The sequence below is a fragment of the Dyadobacter sp. BE31 genome (genome assembly GCF_031457695.1).
Taxonomy (GTDB): domain Bacteria; phylum Bacteroidota; class Bacteroidia; order Cytophagales; family Spirosomataceae; genus Dyadobacter.
This window is the reverse complement of the sequence record NZ_JAVDXA010000001.1, coordinates 1,470,497-1,484,799: the sequence shown is the minus strand read 5'-3', so window position 1 is coordinate 1,484,799 and position 14,303 is coordinate 1,470,497. Positions and strand designations below refer to the sequence as shown.

General features: G+C 46.1%; 21 protein-coding genes. 20 read left to right on the top strand and 1 reads right to left on the bottom strand.

What is annotated here, in order from left to right:
- Positions 1-97: 97 nt before the first annotated feature.
- Positions 98-2,041: an OmpA family protein gene (locus J2Y43_RS06230; RefSeq protein WP_309980785.1), complete on the bottom strand. Its 1,944-nt coding sequence runs from the start codon at positions 2,039-2,041 to the stop codon at positions 98-100.
- A 474-nt stretch (positions 2,042-2,515) separates the two neighbouring features.
- On the opposite strand from J2Y43_RS06230, the gene rpsL reads away from it, so the two are divergent.
- The 20 genes from rpsL (at position 2,516) to rplF (ending at position 14,275) form a co-directional block, all read left to right on the top strand.
- Entirely contained in the window at positions 2,516-2,929 is a 414-nt protein-coding gene (gene rpsL, locus J2Y43_RS06225) for a 30S ribosomal protein S12 (protein WP_026350530.1), read from the top strand.
- Between the two features lie 120 nt (positions 2,930-3,049).
- A complete protein-coding gene (gene rpsG, locus J2Y43_RS06220; protein WP_015813785.1) occupies positions 3,050-3,517 on the top strand; it encodes a 30S ribosomal protein S7 in 468 nt (155 codons plus the stop codon).
- 227 nt (positions 3,518-3,744) lie between these two features.
- The gene (gene fusA, locus J2Y43_RS06215; RefSeq protein WP_309980786.1) at positions 3,745-5,865 is read left to right on the top strand and encodes an elongation factor G; all 2,121 of its coding nucleotides are present in this window, start codon (positions 3,745-3,747) and stop codon (positions 5,863-5,865) included.
- Between the two features lie 134 nt (positions 5,866-5,999).
- Positions 6,000-6,305 carry a 30S ribosomal protein S10 gene (gene rpsJ / locus J2Y43_RS06210; RefSeq protein WP_015813787.1) on the top strand — a complete coding sequence of 102 codons (306 nt, stop codon included), beginning with the start codon at positions 6,000-6,002 and terminating at the stop codon, positions 6,303-6,305.
- A gap of 282 nt (positions 6,306-6,587) precedes the next feature.
- Positions 6,588-7,208, top strand: a complete 621-nt coding sequence (rplC, locus tag J2Y43_RS06205) for a 50S ribosomal protein L3 (RefSeq protein ID WP_015813788.1) — start codon at positions 6,588-6,590, stop codon at positions 7,206-7,208.
- 5 nt (positions 7,209-7,213) lie between these two features.
- Positions 7,214-7,843 (top strand): 50S ribosomal protein L4, encoded by a 630-nt coding sequence (gene rplD / locus J2Y43_RS06200; protein WP_106594289.1) that lies wholly within the window; start codon positions 7,214-7,216, stop codon positions 7,841-7,843.
- Between the two features lie 2 nt (positions 7,844-7,845).
- On the top strand, positions 7,846-8,133 hold the full coding sequence (gene rplW, locus J2Y43_RS06195; RefSeq protein ID WP_015813790.1) for a 50S ribosomal protein L23: 288 nt from the start codon (positions 7,846-7,848) through the stop codon (positions 8,131-8,133).
- A gap of 37 nt (positions 8,134-8,170) precedes the next feature.
- Positions 8,171-8,998, top strand: coding sequence for a 50S ribosomal protein L2 (gene rplB / locus J2Y43_RS06190; RefSeq protein ID WP_090152019.1), 828 nt, complete (start codon positions 8,171-8,173; stop codon positions 8,996-8,998).
- Between the two features lie 7 nt (positions 8,999-9,005).
- Positions 9,006-9,284: a 30S ribosomal protein S19 gene (rpsS, locus tag J2Y43_RS06185; RefSeq protein ID WP_015813792.1), complete on the top strand. Its 279-nt coding sequence runs from the start codon at positions 9,006-9,008 to the stop codon at positions 9,282-9,284.
- Positions 9,285-9,334: 50 nt separating this feature from the next.
- The gene (rplV, locus tag J2Y43_RS06180; protein WP_309980787.1) at positions 9,335-9,709 is read left to right on the top strand and encodes a 50S ribosomal protein L22; all 375 of its coding nucleotides are present in this window, start codon (positions 9,335-9,337) and stop codon (positions 9,707-9,709) included.
- Between the two features lie 19 nt (positions 9,710-9,728).
- Positions 9,729-10,553, top strand: a complete 825-nt coding sequence (gene rpsC / locus J2Y43_RS06175) for a 30S ribosomal protein S3 (RefSeq protein ID WP_019941739.1) — start codon at positions 9,729-9,731, stop codon at positions 10,551-10,553.
- A 44-nt stretch (positions 10,554-10,597) separates the two neighbouring features.
- On the top strand, positions 10,598-11,026 hold the full coding sequence (gene rplP, locus J2Y43_RS06170) for a 50S ribosomal protein L16 (protein ID WP_019941740.1): 429 nt from the start codon (positions 10,598-10,600) through the stop codon (positions 11,024-11,026).
- A gap of 39 nt (positions 11,027-11,065) precedes the next feature.
- A complete protein-coding gene (rpmC, locus tag J2Y43_RS06165; protein ID WP_015813796.1) occupies positions 11,066-11,260 on the top strand; it encodes a 50S ribosomal protein L29 in 195 nt (64 codons plus the stop codon).
- A gap of 14 nt (positions 11,261-11,274) precedes the next feature.
- On the top strand, positions 11,275-11,538 hold the full coding sequence (rpsQ, locus tag J2Y43_RS06160) for a 30S ribosomal protein S17 (RefSeq protein ID WP_090380017.1): 264 nt from the start codon (positions 11,275-11,277) through the stop codon (positions 11,536-11,538).
- 2 nt (positions 11,539-11,540) lie between these two features.
- A complete protein-coding gene (gene rplN / locus J2Y43_RS06155; RefSeq protein WP_015813798.1) occupies positions 11,541-11,909 on the top strand; it encodes a 50S ribosomal protein L14 in 369 nt (122 codons plus the stop codon).
- Between the two features lie 41 nt (positions 11,910-11,950).
- Entirely contained in the window at positions 11,951-12,292 is a 342-nt protein-coding gene (gene rplX / locus J2Y43_RS06150; protein WP_019941742.1) for a 50S ribosomal protein L24, read from the top strand.
- Between the two features lie 74 nt (positions 12,293-12,366).
- Positions 12,367-12,921, top strand: coding sequence for a 50S ribosomal protein L5 (gene rplE / locus J2Y43_RS06145; RefSeq protein WP_015813800.1), 555 nt, complete (start codon positions 12,367-12,369; stop codon positions 12,919-12,921).
- Positions 12,922-12,950: 29 nt separating this feature from the next.
- Entirely contained in the window at positions 12,951-13,220 is a 270-nt protein-coding gene (gene rpsN / locus J2Y43_RS06140) for a 30S ribosomal protein S14 (RefSeq protein WP_015813801.1), read from the top strand.
- A 77-nt stretch (positions 13,221-13,297) separates the two neighbouring features.
- Positions 13,298-13,696 (top strand): 30S ribosomal protein S8, encoded by a 399-nt coding sequence (gene rpsH, locus J2Y43_RS06135; RefSeq protein WP_026350532.1) that lies wholly within the window; start codon positions 13,298-13,300, stop codon positions 13,694-13,696.
- 21 nt (positions 13,697-13,717) lie between these two features.
- Positions 13,718-14,275 carry a 50S ribosomal protein L6 gene (rplF, locus tag J2Y43_RS06130; RefSeq protein ID WP_309980788.1) on the top strand — a complete coding sequence of 186 codons (558 nt, stop codon included), beginning with the start codon at positions 13,718-13,720 and terminating at the stop codon, positions 14,273-14,275.
- Positions 14,276-14,303 lie beyond the last annotated feature (28 nt).

The window sequence follows — 14,303 nt, the reverse complement described above, 5'->3', positions numbered from 1 at the left end:
GATAAGTACTCTTTGGGAAATATTAAGAAATGCAATTATACGAAAAAGCCCGCTGCGAATAGTTCGGTTCACAGCGGGCTTTCCTATGGTTGGTAAATCAATAACTCAGGATCGTGAATTCCGTGCGGCGGTTGCGCTGATGCTCTTCCTCGGTCTTGGCGTTCGGGATAATGAGCTCCCTTTCCCCATAACCTTTGGCCTCCATTCTGTCGGCTTCGATCCCTTTGGAAGCGAGGTAAGCCACCGCGGATTCGGCGCGGTTTTGCGAGAGCGTCATGTTATAGGCGTCGGTGGCGCGCGCATCCGTGTGTGAGCTGAGCTCAATGGTCATCGTCGGGTTATCTTTCAGGATTTGAACGAGTTTATCGAGCTCTACCGCCGCATCCGGGCGGATATTGTATTTGTTCAAATCGTAATAGATGTTTTCCAGAACGAAGGTTTTGTTCAGTTCCAGCTTATCGAGTTTGATCGTCACATTGAATGTGGTGTCCGTCAGTTCTTTGGTCAGGAATATCGGCGGAATGTTGCGGCCCGACATCGAGAATGGCTCGCGCTTGCTGATATAGCCTTTACGCTGAACGAGGAGTTGGTATGACTTACCTTCTTCTACCGGCTGCGTACCAAACTTACCATCCTTGGCAGTCGGGAACTCGGCGATCTGCGTATCCGAGGTATCCGGCAGAATATGCACCACCGCCGAATCGATCGGGGTAGGGGTTTCTCCATTATCGAGCACGGTTCCGGCCAGGAAGTAGCGCACTACTTTCCGTTTGCCGTTAATGTAGTTCGGGTTGTTTGGATTAAGCGGGTCGTTCGGATCGTTGTGCTTGGCGATCTTCGTTGTGTCTTCTTCTTCCGGTCCGGCGAAGTAGTAAATGTCGTCGTCACCCTTGCCGCCATCGCGGTTGGATGCGAAGAAGCCTTTGGTCAGATTTTGGTAAAACACCAGTCCGAAGTCATCTTGCGGGCTATTGAACGGCAATCCCATGTTTTCGATCGTGATCACGCCTTGGGTTCTGGTTGCAGAAAACAAATCGAGCTTGCCGAGACCCGGGTGGCCGTCCGATGCAAAATAGAGCTTTCCACCTTCGGCTACGTAGGGGAACATGTCGTCGCCAGGGGTATTGATGTCACGGCCCATATTCACCGGACGGCTAAACCGGCCCGAGGCATCCATATTGGTGCGGTAAATATCGATGCCGCCTATGCCGCCGGCGCGGTTGGAAGCGAAATAGAGTGTTTTGCCATCGCGCGAGAATGCGGGCGAGCCGTCCCAGGCGAGTGAGTCGTTGATAGGCAAGATTGCAGGTGGCGTCCATTGGCCGTTGATATTGCGGCTCATGTAAAGGTCCACGTCCACGCCGCCATTCTTTTTACCGGTATTACCTCTCGCGAAAACGAGTGTTTTTCCGTCGGGCGAGAATGCAGGTGAGCCCTCGTTGGCGTCAGGCGAGAAAATCTCCTGGCTGAAAACAACGGGATTACCCTGTGTGTTGCCTGCATCGGATGCAATATTGATTTTGTATAGTCCCAGCATCGGCTGGCCGTTGTTCTTATAGATTTTTTCTTTTTTGGAAGAAGAGAAAACCAGCTCGTTACCGACTACGGTAGGCGAGAACTCGGAACCTGCCGTATTGAGGGGAAGCGATTTCAGCGTTACCTCCATTTTGGTAGTTTTCAGCCGATCGGCGATTTTCAGGATCTCCACCTCACGCAATGCACGTTCCTGCAAGTTCTGTGGTACGTTCTGGCCTTTGGCAAATTCAGTGAACTGGGCGGAAGCGTCGGCATAGTCCCCGGTTGTTTTCAATGCATAAGCATACTGAAAACGGGCATCAGGATTGGTAATGCCCCCGTCGAGTGCTTTTTTGTAGTAGGGGACGGCTTCTTTAAAGCGGTTGGAGAGGCGATAGGATTCGGCGATCAGGTAGCTTGTCTGTACCGGTTCAATGTTGGCCTCGGCAGCTTTCTGGAAACCCTTGATGGCAAGGTCGTATTCTCCGTTCGCAAATTTCTTTTGGCCGTCTTTGTATGCCTGCATCGCCGAGTTGCAGCCGGACAAGTATAAACACGAAGCAAAACAAACTATGAGAGTAAAGTAACTCCGGAAAAGTTTCATAATGTAGAGTATAAAATCAAACGATTCGACGCGCACTGGGTTTCTGAAAAACAATACTAATAAACAACGATTGGAAATAAAATTCGGGATACCAGATAGGAAGAATTTTATTCGAAAAATGAGCATTTCGTGATTTTTTGCTGCATTTCTCTGCCGGAACCCACCATTCTTTCAAATTCCAGCGGTTACATACTGACCATTTCCTGACAACAACCTGACTATTTCCTGACCACTACCAGACAACTCTTGACAATGAATGGTGGGAAAAACAGAAAAAAAGTTGTTAACGGTTTGTAAATCAAGGATGGTTTATTACTTTTGCAGTCCGATTTTTCGGGAAAAGTGTTTATATAACAAACGACCGGTTTGCTAACCGGATCAAAATCAAATTGTTAAATGCCTACTATTTCACAATTAGTCCGTAAAGGTAGAGAGACCATTACATGGAAATCCAAGTCTCCGGCTTTGGATTCATGCCCTCAGCGCAGGGGCGTGTGCACCCGGGTGTACACAACTACGCCTAAGAAGCCAAACTCGGCGCTTCGTAAAGTAGCCCGTGTTCGTCTGTCGAACAACAAGGAGGTGAACGCCTACATCCCAGGTGAAGGCCACAACCTGCAAGAGCACTCGATCGTATTGATCCGCGGTGGTCGTGTGAAGGATTTGCCAGGTGTTCGTTACCACATCATCCGTGGTGCATTGGATACCGCAGGTGTTAACGGCCGTAAACAACGTCGTTCTAAATACGGTGCTAAGCGCCCGAAACCAGGACAAGCTCCGGCAGCACCAGTAAAAGGTAAGAAAAAATAAAAAGTAACTCTCTCTGCTTTTATTAAGTAATTCAAATCTTATAAAAGGGAAGTAATCCTGATCATTACCTCAGGGTGAATAAGTTGCAAAACGAAACCTCGTTAAAAAAATTAAGACAAAATGAGAAAGTCGAAACCTAAGAAAAGATATATCCTTCCTGATCCTAAGTTCAGGGACGTACAGGTTACCAAATTCGTTAACAACCTGATGTACGAAGGAAAGAAGAGCATTGCGTTCACTATTTTCTACGATGCATTGGAATTGGTTGAGAAAAAAACCAGCGAAAACGGCCTGGAAACATGGAGAAAAGCATTGAACAACGTAACTCCATCCGTAGAGGTGAAGAGTCGTCGTGTAGGTGGTGCTACTTTCCAGGTTCCTACCGAAGTTCGTCCTGAGCGTAAGCAGTCACTGGGCATGAAATGGTTGATCAACTACTCCCGCAAGCGTGGTGAGAAAACAATGGTTGACCGTCTGGCCGGCGAAATCATCGCCGCTGCGAAAGGTGAAGGTGCTGCTGTGAAGAAGAAAGACGATACGCACCGTATGGCAGATGCCAACAAGGCGTTCTCGCACTTCCGTTTCTAATCAGGAGGGCAGACATAATTATGGTCGGGAGCCCGGTTTATCCGGGTTCCCGATTTTTATTTTAATGGTTTTGAGAAAAATAACTTTTCCTTAATTGTTTTTATAATCAACAATTTATACTTTTGCGCTCTGAATTTTCAAAACCAGCACTTTACGCTAAGAGGAAAGTTCGAACAGCTTCGCATTGAATTGCACTTTGAATATAAAAAAACACATCACCATCTGTCATGGCACGTGATTTAAGATTAACAAGAAACATAGGTATTGCTGCGCACATCGATGCCGGTAAAACAACGACAACGGAGCGTATCCTTTACTACGCAGGGGTTAGCCACAAAATCGGAGAGGTGCACGATGGTGCTGCTACGATGGACTGGATGGAGCAGGAGCAGGAGCGTGGTATCACTATTACTTCCGCTGCTACGACTGTTAACTGGAACTACCGCAACGAAAAATACCACATCAACATCATCGATACTCCGGGTCACGTTGACTTTACCGTTGAGGTAAACCGTTCACTCCGTGTATTGGATGGTCTTGTGTTCCTTTTCAGTGCAGTTGATGGTGTTGAGCCTCAGTCTGAAACAAACTGGCGCCTTGCTAACAACTATAATGTAGCACGTATCGGTTTCGTGAACAAAATGGACCGTTCAGGTGCTGACTTCCTGAAAGTTTGTACCCAGGTTAAAGAGATGTTGGGCAGCTACGCTGTACCTCTTCAATTGCCTATCGGTGCAGAAGATACTTTCCGTGGTGTAGTTGACCTCGTTAACTTCCGCGGTATCGAGTGGAACGAAGCTGATAAAGGTATGACTTTCACCGAGGTGCCTATTCCTGACGATATGTTGGAAGAAGCTACCGAATGGAGAGAGAAATTGCTCGAAGCGGTTGCTGAGTTCGACGAGACTTTGATGGAGAAATACTTCGAAGATCCAAACTCAATCACAGAAGACGAAATCCTTGCTGCATTGCGCGCTGCGACTATCAGCATGAAGATCGTTCCGATGGTTTGCGGTTCTTCTTTCAAAAACAAAGGAGTTCAAACCATGTTGGATTACGTGATGGCTATCCTGCCTTCACCTTTGGACCGCGAGAATATCGTTGGTACAGATCCACGCACTGGAAACGAAGTAAGCCGTAAGCCTTCAGAAACAGATCCTTTCTGTGCGCTTGCATTCAAAATCGCTACTGACCCTTACGTAGGTCGTCTTTGCTTCATCCGTTCTTACTCGGGTGTGCTTGAATCAGGTTCGTATGTATTGAACAACCGTTCAGGTAACAAAGAGCGTATCTCACGTATCTTCCAAATGCACGCTAACAAGCAAAATCAAATCGACAAGCTTGAAGCAGGTGATATTGGTGCGGTAGTAGGTTTCAAAGATATCAAAACAGGGGATACCCTTTCTGACGAGAAATCGCCTATCATCCTCGAATCAATGGTGTTCCCAGAGCCGGTAATCGGTTATGCGATCGAGCCTAAGAAAGCTGCTGACAGCGATAACTTCTCGAAAGCGATCACCAAGCTGATCGAAGAAGATCCAACCCTCCAAGTTGAATCAAACGAAGAGACTGGTCAGACGATCATCAAAGGTATGGGTGAGCTTCACCTTGAAATCATCATCGACCGTATGCGTCGTGAGTTCAAAGTGGAAGTAAACCAGGGTGCTCCTCAGGTTGCTTACAAAGAGATTCTTACCAAGAACTACGAGCACCGCGAGGTTTACAAGAAACAAACAGGTGGTCGTGGTAAATTTGCTGACATCGTATTCGAAATCGGGCCACGTGACGATAACGAAGAAGGCAAAGAGCCGAAACAAGGCTTGCAGTTTGTGAACGAAGTTGTGGGTGGTGCTATCCCTCGCGAATTCATCGCTCCTGTACAGAAAGGTTTCGAAGCTGCGATGATCAACGGTGCGCTTGCAGGATATCCATTGGATTCGATGAAAGTGCGTTTGTTCCACGGTTCATTCCACGATGTCGATTCAGATTCACTCTCTTTCGAATTGGCTGCCAAGCTTGGTTTTAAAGAAGCTGCGCGTCACGCCGGATCGAAATTGATGGAGCCTATCATGCACGTGGAAGTTCTGACTCCTGACGAGTACACTGGTCCTATCACAGGTGACCTTAACCGTCGTCGTGGTATCATGCGCGGTATGGATACCCGTAACGGTGCGCAGGTTATCAAGGCGGATGTACCTCTTTCAGAATTGTTCGGTTATGTAACTGACCTTCGTACGATGTCATCAGGACGCGCTACTGCATCCCTGACATTCGCTTACTACGAAATCGTACCGAATAACATCGCTGAGGCGGTGATCGAGAAAGCGAAAGGCCTCGTTAAAGCTTAATAAAACGAATGCGTTGCAGGAGCGATTCTGCAACGCATTTTCTATGATATAGCCTGTGAAGTAAATGGTTCTTTCGCAGGTGTAATTGTCAGGCAACCTGATGAGATTTTCTGAACCGGAAACAAACAAATACAATGAATCAAAAGATCCGTATCAAACTTCGGTCATTCGACCACAACTTGGTTGACAAGTCAGCTGAGAAAATCGTTAAGGCAGTAAAGGCAACAGGCGCGGTAGTAAGCGGTCCTATTCCTTTGCCTACAAAGACAGAGAAATTCACTGTTCTTCGTTCGCCGCACGTTAACAAGAAATCAAGAGAGCAATTCCAGCTTTGTACTTACAAGCGTTTGGTGGATATCTTCTCTACAAGTGCAAAAACGGTAGACGCCCTGATGAAGCTCGAATTGCCAAGCGGCGTTGACGTAGAGATCAAAGTTTAGTAATACCAGCTTATTCAGTTAAGCAACTACATAAATTGGATGAAGGTCCGGGTTCCTCTGGAAACCACATCTGAGCTCAGAAAAGCCTGACAGGCACAGGGTTATGCCACGGATCAGTCAGCTTCTCGAAAAATGAGGTCAGATGTTCGTTCATCTGACCTTTTTTGCTGATTATCAGCGAGAAATATTTTTAGGCTGTTAGGATATGAAAATCGTTTTTTCTACCTTTGCAGTCCGTTTTAAAGATTAAGGGGTTTTACCTGCTAAATTTAAATTTCAAACATGTCTGGTTTAATTGGTAAAAAAATCGGAATGACTAGTTTGTACAATGCTGACGGGCAGGCTCTGGCATGTACTGTGATCCAAGCTGGTCCTTGTGTTGTAACACAAGTTAGGTCCGAAGAAAAGGATGGCTATAAGGCTATCCAGTTAGGTTTTGGTGAGAAGAAAGAAAAGAACACCTCCCAGCCTCTGATTGGCCACTTCAAGAAAGCCAACACGACTCCCAAACAAAAATTGGTTGAGTTCAAGGAATTCGAAGTGGAACATGAACTTGGAACTTCATTGTCCGTACAGGACATCTTTGAAGAAGGCGAGTTTGTTGACGTAGTAGGATCTGCCAAAGGTCGTGGTTTCCAAGGTGTTGTAAAACGTCACGGATTCGGCGGGGTAGGTGGTCAGACACACGGTCAGCACAACAGGGCCCGTCACCCAGGTTCGATTGGTGCTTGTTCATTCCCATCACGCGTATTCAAAGGTATCCGTATGGGTGGACGCATGGGTAACAATCGTGTAAAGATTCAGAATTTGCGTATTCTGAAAGTGATACCTGAGCAAAACATTCTCGTTGTGAGTGGCTCGGTACCTGGTTCAAAGAATTCATTTCTAATCATTGAGAAGTAGTACCAATGGAACTGTCCGTATTAAATATAAAAGGAGAAGATACCGGCAAGAAGGTAAACGTGTCCGAGGAAGTATTCGGCATCGAACCTAACACGCACGCTATCTATCTCGATGTGAAGCTTTACCTGGCTAACCAGCGTCAGGGAACGCACAAATCAAAGGAGCGTGCAGAGGTTAGCCTCTCAACACGCAAGCTGAAACGCCAGAAAGGAACCGGCGGTGCTCGTGCAGGTAGCATGAAGTCGCCAGTGTTCGTAGGTGGTGGTCGTATTTTCGGTCCACGCCCGCGTACTTACGGTTTCAAACTGAACAAGAAAGTAAAAGCTCTGGCGCGCAAATCTGCGCTTTCAGTTAAAGCTGCTTCTTCCGCTATCTCTGTTTTGGAGGCCTTCACTTTTGATGCTCCTAAAACAAAGTCTTACTTGAATGTTTTGAATTCCCTTTCACTGGTGAACACCAAAACATTATTGATCCTTCCTGAGATCGATAACAATGTATACCTGTCGAGCCGTAACATTCCAAAAGCGAAAGTTACTACTGTTGATTCGGTAAATACATATGACCTGATGAATGCAGACCGTCTTCTGATTAGTGAATCTGCTATTTCTATTTTGGAAACCCAATTGAACAAATAACAATGAGTGTACTGAAACGTCCGATTATAACCGAAAAGGTAACGGCTCAGGGTGGTCAAGGTAAATACGCTTTCGAAGTCTCCCTTACTGCAAACAAGGTAGAGATCAAGAAAGCTGTTGAGAAACTGTTCGGGGTTACCGTAGAAAGCGTTCACACCATGCGCAGCATTGGTAAAAGCAAATCCCGCACATCGGGAGGTAAGTTTGTCACTGGAAAAACGTCAACTATCAAAAAGGCGATCATTACAGTAGCCGAAGGCGAAGCCATCGATATCTACGGTGAAGCCTAGTTGAACGATTTCAAATCATTAGACGAGTTAATAGCAAATGGCAGTTAAAAAATTAAAACCTACAAGTGCTGGTCAGCGTTTCCGCTCGGCTCCTACATTCGAGGAGATCACCGCGTCGAAACCTGAGAAGAGTCTTCTGGAACCCATCAAAAGAACAGGTGGTCGTAACAGCCAGGGACATCGTACCATGCGATATATTGGTGGCGGTCACAAGAAAAAATACCGCGTTATCGACTTCAAAAGAAATCGTTTCGACGCTCCCGCTACTGTCCTTACGATCGAATACGATCCAAACCGTTCAGCGCGTATCGCCCTGATCCAGTTTGAGGACCAAGAAAAACGTTACATCATCGCTCCGAACGGCCTGAAAGTTGGACAAGTTATCGTGTCCGGCAATTCAGTAGCTCCTGAGGTTGGAAATGCCCTTCCATTGGGATCTATGCCTGTCGGTACGATCGTACACAATATCGAATTGACTCCTGGTAAAGGTGGTCAGTTTGCAAGAAGCGCCGGTGCTTACGCGCAGCTGGTAGCGAGAGAAGGTGGTAAATATGCCGTATTGAAAATGCCATCAGGCGAAATGCGTATGGTATTGGCTACTTGTATCGCAACAGTTGGTGTTGTTTCGAATGCCAGCCACATGAACGTTTCGCTTGGAAAAGCAGGACGCAGAAGATGGTTGGGACGTCGTCCACGCGTACGTGGTGTTGCTATGAACCCTGTTGATCACCCGATGGGTGGTGGTGAAGGCCGTTCGTCAGGAGGTCAGCCTCGTTCTAGAAATGGTCAGTTCGCGAAAGGTCTTAAGACACGTAACCGCAACAAGCATTCTGAGAAATTGATTATCAGCCGTCGTAAAAAATAAGTAGAACATGGCACGCTCATTAAAAAAAGGACCATATATCGACTTTCGTCTCGAAGCCAAAGTTGAAACGATGAACAACTCGTCGCGTAAATCTGTCATCAAGACCTGGTCGCGGCGCTCAATGATTTCGCCTGATTTTATCGGGCACACATTTGCAGTTCACAACGGAAACAAATTCATTCCGGTTTACGTGACTGAAAACATGGTAGGACACAAACTGGGCGAGTTCTCTCCAACCCGTAACTTCCGTGGCCACACCGCAAAAAAAGATAAAGGAAGAAAATAATTTGTCGACGTAGCTGGTCCTAACGGACGAGCCGATATCTGAAAAGAAACATGGAAGCAAGAGCTATATTAAAAGACGTGCCTACCTCTCCTCGCAAGATGAGACTGGTGGCCGACATGATTCGCGGACAGAAGGTCAGCAAAGCGTTGGCACTTTTGAAATTCCAACCGAGAGCTTCATCGCCGGTTTTGCACAAAGTTCTTCTTTCTGCTGTTGCCAACTGGCAGCAAATGAATGAAGGATCAAAACTGGAAGACGCTGACCTGATCGTTAAAACCGTTTTCATCGACGGTGGACGTATGTTGAAGCGTTTGCGCCCTGCACCTCAGGGAAGAGCACACAGAATCCGTAAGCGTTCCAACCACATCACAATCGTGGTAGACGACGCGTCGGTGTCAGTAAATGAAGCAGTAATCGAATCATAAGTAAAACGATCTATTTCGAATGGGACAAAAGGTTAATCCGATAGGTCTGAGACTAGGAATTGTTAGAGGATGGGAATCTAGCTGGTACGGAGGAAAAGACTTCTCTGACAAACTGGTTGAAGACGAGAAAATCCGTAACTACATCAAAGCACGTATCCCGAAAGGATCGATTTCAAAAGTAGTTATTGAACGTACATTGAAGCGCATCACATTGACAATCCACACTGCCCGTCCGGGTATCGTGATCGGAAAAGGTGGTAGCGAAGTTGATAAAATCAAAGAAGAGCTTAAAAAGATTACAGGCAAAGATGTTCAGATCAACATCTACGAAATCAAACGCCCTGAAATCGATGCGAAACTGGTAGGCGAAGCAATCGCTCAGCAATTGCAGGCTCGTATTTCTTACCGTCGTGCGATGAAGCAATCGATCGCTTCTGCAATGCGTGTAGGAACACAAGGAATCAAAATTCGTTTGGCAGGTCGTCTGGGTGGTGCTGAAATGGCCCGTACAGAAGAATACAAAGAAGGACGTATTCCTTTGCATACATTGAGAGCGGACATCGATTACGCTATCTCCGAAGCACAAACTATCTACGGTAAGATCGGTATTAAAGTATGGATCTTCAAAGGTGAATTGTACGGAAAGCGTGACCTGACTCCAAGCGCGGCTACTGCGGCATCCGACAGAGCTGAAAGAAGCGCACAAGGCGGCGAGCGTGGTAACGATCGCGGTGGACGTGGCGACAGAAGAGGCGGTCGTGACAGAAACGACGGCGCTCCACGTGGCGAAGGCGGTGGCGGAGACGCAGATCGTCGCAAACGCAACAAGAACAAGAAGAAGTAATCAGATACTTTCCGGTATCAAACCGGTTCAAATAGAACAGAATCATGTTACAGCCGAAAAGGACAAAATTTCGCAAACAACAAAAGAACAAAGGTTCGCACAACGGTCTCGCGACCCGTGGACATGAGATCGCTTTTGGCTCGTTTGCAATAAAGGCACTGGAACCAGGTTGGTTGACTGCTCGTCAGATCGAAGCAGCTCGTATCTCGGTAACACGTGCGATGAAACGCGAAGGTCAGGTTTGGATCCGTGTATTCCCTGACAAACCGATTACCAAGAAACCTGCAGAGGTTCGTATGGGTAAAGGTAAAGGTGCTCCTGAGTATTGGGTAGCTCCTGTTAAGCCTGGAACTATCATTTTCGAAGCGACTGGTGTAGCGCTGGATACTGCAAACGAAGCATTGCGTTTGGCTGCACAAAAGTTGCCAATTAAGACAAGGTTCGTCGTACGCCGGGATTATCAGGAATCATAGTAGTCCGAACGTATTTAGAACCGCTAATTATCAAAAGCAATGACTAGTAAAGAAATAAAGAATCTGTCGCAGGATCAGCTGAAAGAGCAGATCGCCCAAGAGAGAGAGCGCTTACTCCGGTTGAAATTTGCGCATGCTATTTCTCCAATTGAGAACCCTTTGCGTATTCGCGCCTCACGTAAGGAAATTGCAAGACTCTTAACCGAGCTGTCGGCTAAATCTAACCAACAGTAAACAGTTTAGAAATTATGGAGGCAACAGAAAGAAATTTACGTAAAGAGAGAATTGGCAAGGTAGTGAGCAACAAAATGGAGAAATCCTGTGTGATCACTGTCGTGCGTAAAGTGAAACACGCCAAGTATGGTAAGTTTATGACTAAGACTACCAAGCTGATGGTTCACGACGAAACAAACCAGGTTGGTATCGGTGATACTATCCGTGTAATGGAAACTCGTCCGCTTAGCAAAAACAAGCGTTGGAGATTAGTAGAAATCCTTGAAAGAGCGAAGTAATCATGGTACAACAAGAATCAAGACTGTCAGTAGCCGATAACAGTGGCGCAAAAGAAGTACTCGTAATCCGGGTATTGGGCGGAACTGGAAAGCGTTACGCTTCGGTGGGCGATAAGATCGTCGTGACAGTGAAATCCGCTCTGTCTTCGAGCAACATGAAAAAAGGAACGGTTTCCAAAGCCGTGGTTGTACGTACTAAAAAAGAGGTACGTCGCAAAGATGGAACTTACATCCGGTTTGAAGATAATGCGGCAGTTTTATTGAACAACAATGACGAACCACGTGGTTCACGTATTTTCGGACCAGTTGCCCGCGAGTTGCGCGAGAAGCAGTTCATGAAAATCGTATCACTGGCACCAGAAGTGTTGTAAGAAACATCAGTATTTCTTTAAACTGTTAAGAGAATACCTCAATGGAAAGTACAAATAAAAAAGCACCGGCAAAATTGCACGTTCGCAAAGGTGATACCGTGAAAGTGATTTCAGGTAACGCAAAAGGCGAAACAGGCGTAATCACCAAGGTGCTTGTAGAAAAACAGAGAGCTACTGTGGAAGGTGTGAACATGATCACCAAGCACGTTAAGCCAAACGCGCAAAACCCACAAGGAAGCATCGAAAAACGCGAAGGCGCTATTCACATCAGCAACCTGATGGTAGTGGATCCTAAAACAGGAGAAGCTTCAAGAACCGGCCGCAAAGCGAACGACAAAGGAAAACTCCAACGCTTTTCGAAAAAATCCGGAAACTTATTGTAGTCCGGATTTGCCGAAAGCAGTCGAATTTTATAAAAAAGCGCGTGGGTCGGCAATCCACATAATCACTTTCAAACATGGCAACGCCTAGATTAAAAGAGAAATACGTTAGCGAAATCGTTTCGCAATTGAAGGGGAAGTTCCAGTATAAATCAAGCATGCAGGTTCCCCGCTTGACAAAGATTGTTATCAACAAAGGTATCGGAGCTGCTGTGGCAGACAAGAAACTTGTTGACACCGGTGTGGAAGAGTTGAGCCTGATCACAGGACAGAAAGCGATCGCTACTGTTTCTAAGAAGGCGGTTTCTAACTTTAAGTTGCGTGAGAACATGCCTATCGGAGCGAAAGTAACGCTTCGTGGTGACAAGATGTACGAATTCCTCGACCGTTTGACTACCATTGCAATGCCACGTGTACGTGACTTCAAAGGTATCAGCGACAAAGGATTCGATGGACGTGGAAATTATACGTTCGGTGTGAAAGAGCAGATTATTTTCCCTGAAATCAGCATCGAAAAAGTGGCAAAAATCACTGGTATGGATATCACTTTCGTGACTTCTACCAACTCTGACGAAGAGAGCTACGAACTGCTGAAAGCATTGGGAATGCCTTTCACCAACGCGAACAAATAAGATAAAATTACAAAGATTATTTACCGACAATGGCAAAAGAATCAGTAAAAGCACGGGAGAGAAAAAGACAAGCGCTAGTAGAGCGCTACGCTGAAAAACGTAGCAAGTTGAAAGCTGCCGGTGACTGGGTTGGTCTTGACAAGTTACCACGTAACTCTTCTCCTGTACGCCTGCACAACCGGTGCAAAATCACCGGAAGACCTCGCGGTTATATGCGTAAATTCGGAATTTCCCGGGTACTCTTCCGCGACATGGCGTCAGATGGAAAAATTCCAGGAGTTACAAAATCAAGTTGGTAAGAATACTTTCAATTCTGATTTCAATTACTTAACTTTGCACTCCCGTTCAAAAGGGGGTGTTTAAACTTGGCATAAACATGTTAACGGATCCCATAGCAGACTATCTGACGAGACTCAGAAACGCTATCAAAGCGAAGCACCGGGTTGTTGAGATACCTGCATCCAACATAAAAAAAGAGATTACAAAGGTACTTTTTGACAAGGGGTACATTCAAAGCTATAAATTCGACGAGGTTGGTCCTCAGGGAGTTATCAAGATCGCTTTGAAATACAATCCTGTGACAAAGCAATCTGCAATTGTGAAATTGGAGAGGGTTAGTAAGCCTGGACTACGTAAATATTCAGGTTCATCAACACTGCCACGTGTATTGGGCGGCTTAGGAACAGTGATCATCTCTACATCGAAAGGTGTAATGACAGATAAAGAAGCTAAGACACTGAATGTGGGTGGTGAAGTGTTATGTTTCGTGTATTAATATTTAAAAGTTATTCAGGAAATGTCACGAATAGGAAATAAAGTTATCACGTTGCCGGCGGGTGTATCCGTATCGGTTGCAGACGATAACGTAGTATCTGTAAAAGGCCCCAAAGGCACACTTACCCAAGCGGTTGATAGCGATATCACTGTTGAAGTGGAAGGCAGCGAGGTTAAAGTAACGCGCCCTACAGAGCAAAAGCGTCACAAAGCATTGCACGGCCTTTATCGTTCCCTGTTGAACAACATGGTGATCGGTGTAGGTGAAGGTTACAAGCGTGAGCTTGAAATTATCGGGGTAGGTTACAAGGCGAGCTCGGCGAACAATGTTCTCGAACTTCAATTGGGCTACTCGCACAACATCTTCATGGCGATCCCAGAGGAAATTAAGGTTGCTACGACCTCAGAAAAAGGTCAGAACCCTAAGGTGATTCTCGAAGGTATCGACAAGGAGTTGATCGGTGCAGTAGCAGCGAAAATCAAATCCCTTCGCAAAGTTGAGCCTTACAAAGGAAAAGGTATCCGTTTTGTTGGTGAAGTGGTCCGTCGTAAGGCAGGTAAGTCTGCTTCTAAGAAATAGTGCGTAGCCACCGATCAATGTTATAAAC

Excerpts from the sequence above, each read along its gene's own strand:
- rplE (WP_015813800.1), top strand. The coding sequence starts at position 12,367 with ATGGCAACGCCTAGATTAAAAGAGAAATACGTTAGCGAAATCGTTTCG.
- rplC (WP_015813788.1), top strand. The coding sequence starts at position 6,588 with ATGTCTGGTTTAATTGGTAAAAAAATCGGAATGACTAGTTTGTACAAT.
- rplP (WP_019941740.1), top strand. The coding sequence starts at position 10,598 with ATGTTACAGCCGAAAAGGACAAAATTTCGCAAACAACAAAAGAACAAA.
- rplN (WP_015813798.1), top strand. The coding sequence starts at position 11,541 with ATGGTACAACAAGAATCAAGACTGTCAGTAGCCGATAACAGTGGCGCA.
- rpsQ (WP_090380017.1), top strand. The coding sequence starts at position 11,275 with ATGGAGGCAACAGAAAGAAATTTACGTAAAGAGAGAATTGGCAAGGTA.
- rplF (WP_309980788.1), top strand. The coding sequence starts at position 13,718 with ATGTCACGAATAGGAAATAAAGTTATCACGTTGCCGGCGGGTGTATCC.
- J2Y43_RS06230 (WP_309980785.1), bottom strand. The coding sequence starts at position 2,041 with ATGCAGGCATACAAAGACGGCCAAAAGAAATTTGCGAACGGAGAATAC.
- rplV (WP_309980787.1), top strand. The coding sequence starts at position 9,335 with ATGGAAGCAAGAGCTATATTAAAAGACGTGCCTACCTCTCCTCGCAAG.
- rpsC (WP_019941739.1), top strand. The coding sequence starts at position 9,729 with ATGGGACAAAAGGTTAATCCGATAGGTCTGAGACTAGGAATTGTTAGA.
- rplW (WP_015813790.1), top strand. The coding sequence starts at position 7,846 with ATGAGTGTACTGAAACGTCCGATTATAACCGAAAAGGTAACGGCTCAG.
- rpsH (WP_026350532.1), top strand. The coding sequence starts at position 13,298 with ATGTTAACGGATCCCATAGCAGACTATCTGACGAGACTCAGAAACGCT.
- fusA (WP_309980786.1), top strand. The coding sequence starts at position 3,745 with ATGGCACGTGATTTAAGATTAACAAGAAACATAGGTATTGCTGCGCAC.
- rpsS (WP_015813792.1), top strand. The coding sequence starts at position 9,006 with ATGGCACGCTCATTAAAAAAAGGACCATATATCGACTTTCGTCTCGAA.
- rplD (WP_106594289.1), top strand. The coding sequence starts at position 7,214 with ATGGAACTGTCCGTATTAAATATAAAAGGAGAAGATACCGGCAAGAAG.
- rplB (WP_090152019.1), top strand. The coding sequence starts at position 8,171 with ATGGCAGTTAAAAAATTAAAACCTACAAGTGCTGGTCAGCGTTTCCGC.
- rpsJ (WP_015813787.1), top strand. The coding sequence starts at position 6,000 with ATGAATCAAAAGATCCGTATCAAACTTCGGTCATTCGACCACAACTTG.
- rpsL (WP_026350530.1), top strand. The coding sequence starts at position 2,516 with ATGCCTACTATTTCACAATTAGTCCGTAAAGGTAGAGAGACCATTACA.
- rpmC (WP_015813796.1), top strand. The coding sequence starts at position 11,066 with ATGACTAGTAAAGAAATAAAGAATCTGTCGCAGGATCAGCTGAAAGAG.
- rpsN (WP_015813801.1), top strand. The coding sequence starts at position 12,951 with ATGGCAAAAGAATCAGTAAAAGCACGGGAGAGAAAAAGACAAGCGCTA.
- rplX (WP_019941742.1), top strand. The coding sequence starts at position 11,951 with ATGGAAAGTACAAATAAAAAAGCACCGGCAAAATTGCACGTTCGCAAA.
- rpsG (WP_015813785.1), top strand. The coding sequence starts at position 3,050 with ATGAGAAAGTCGAAACCTAAGAAAAGATATATCCTTCCTGATCCTAAG.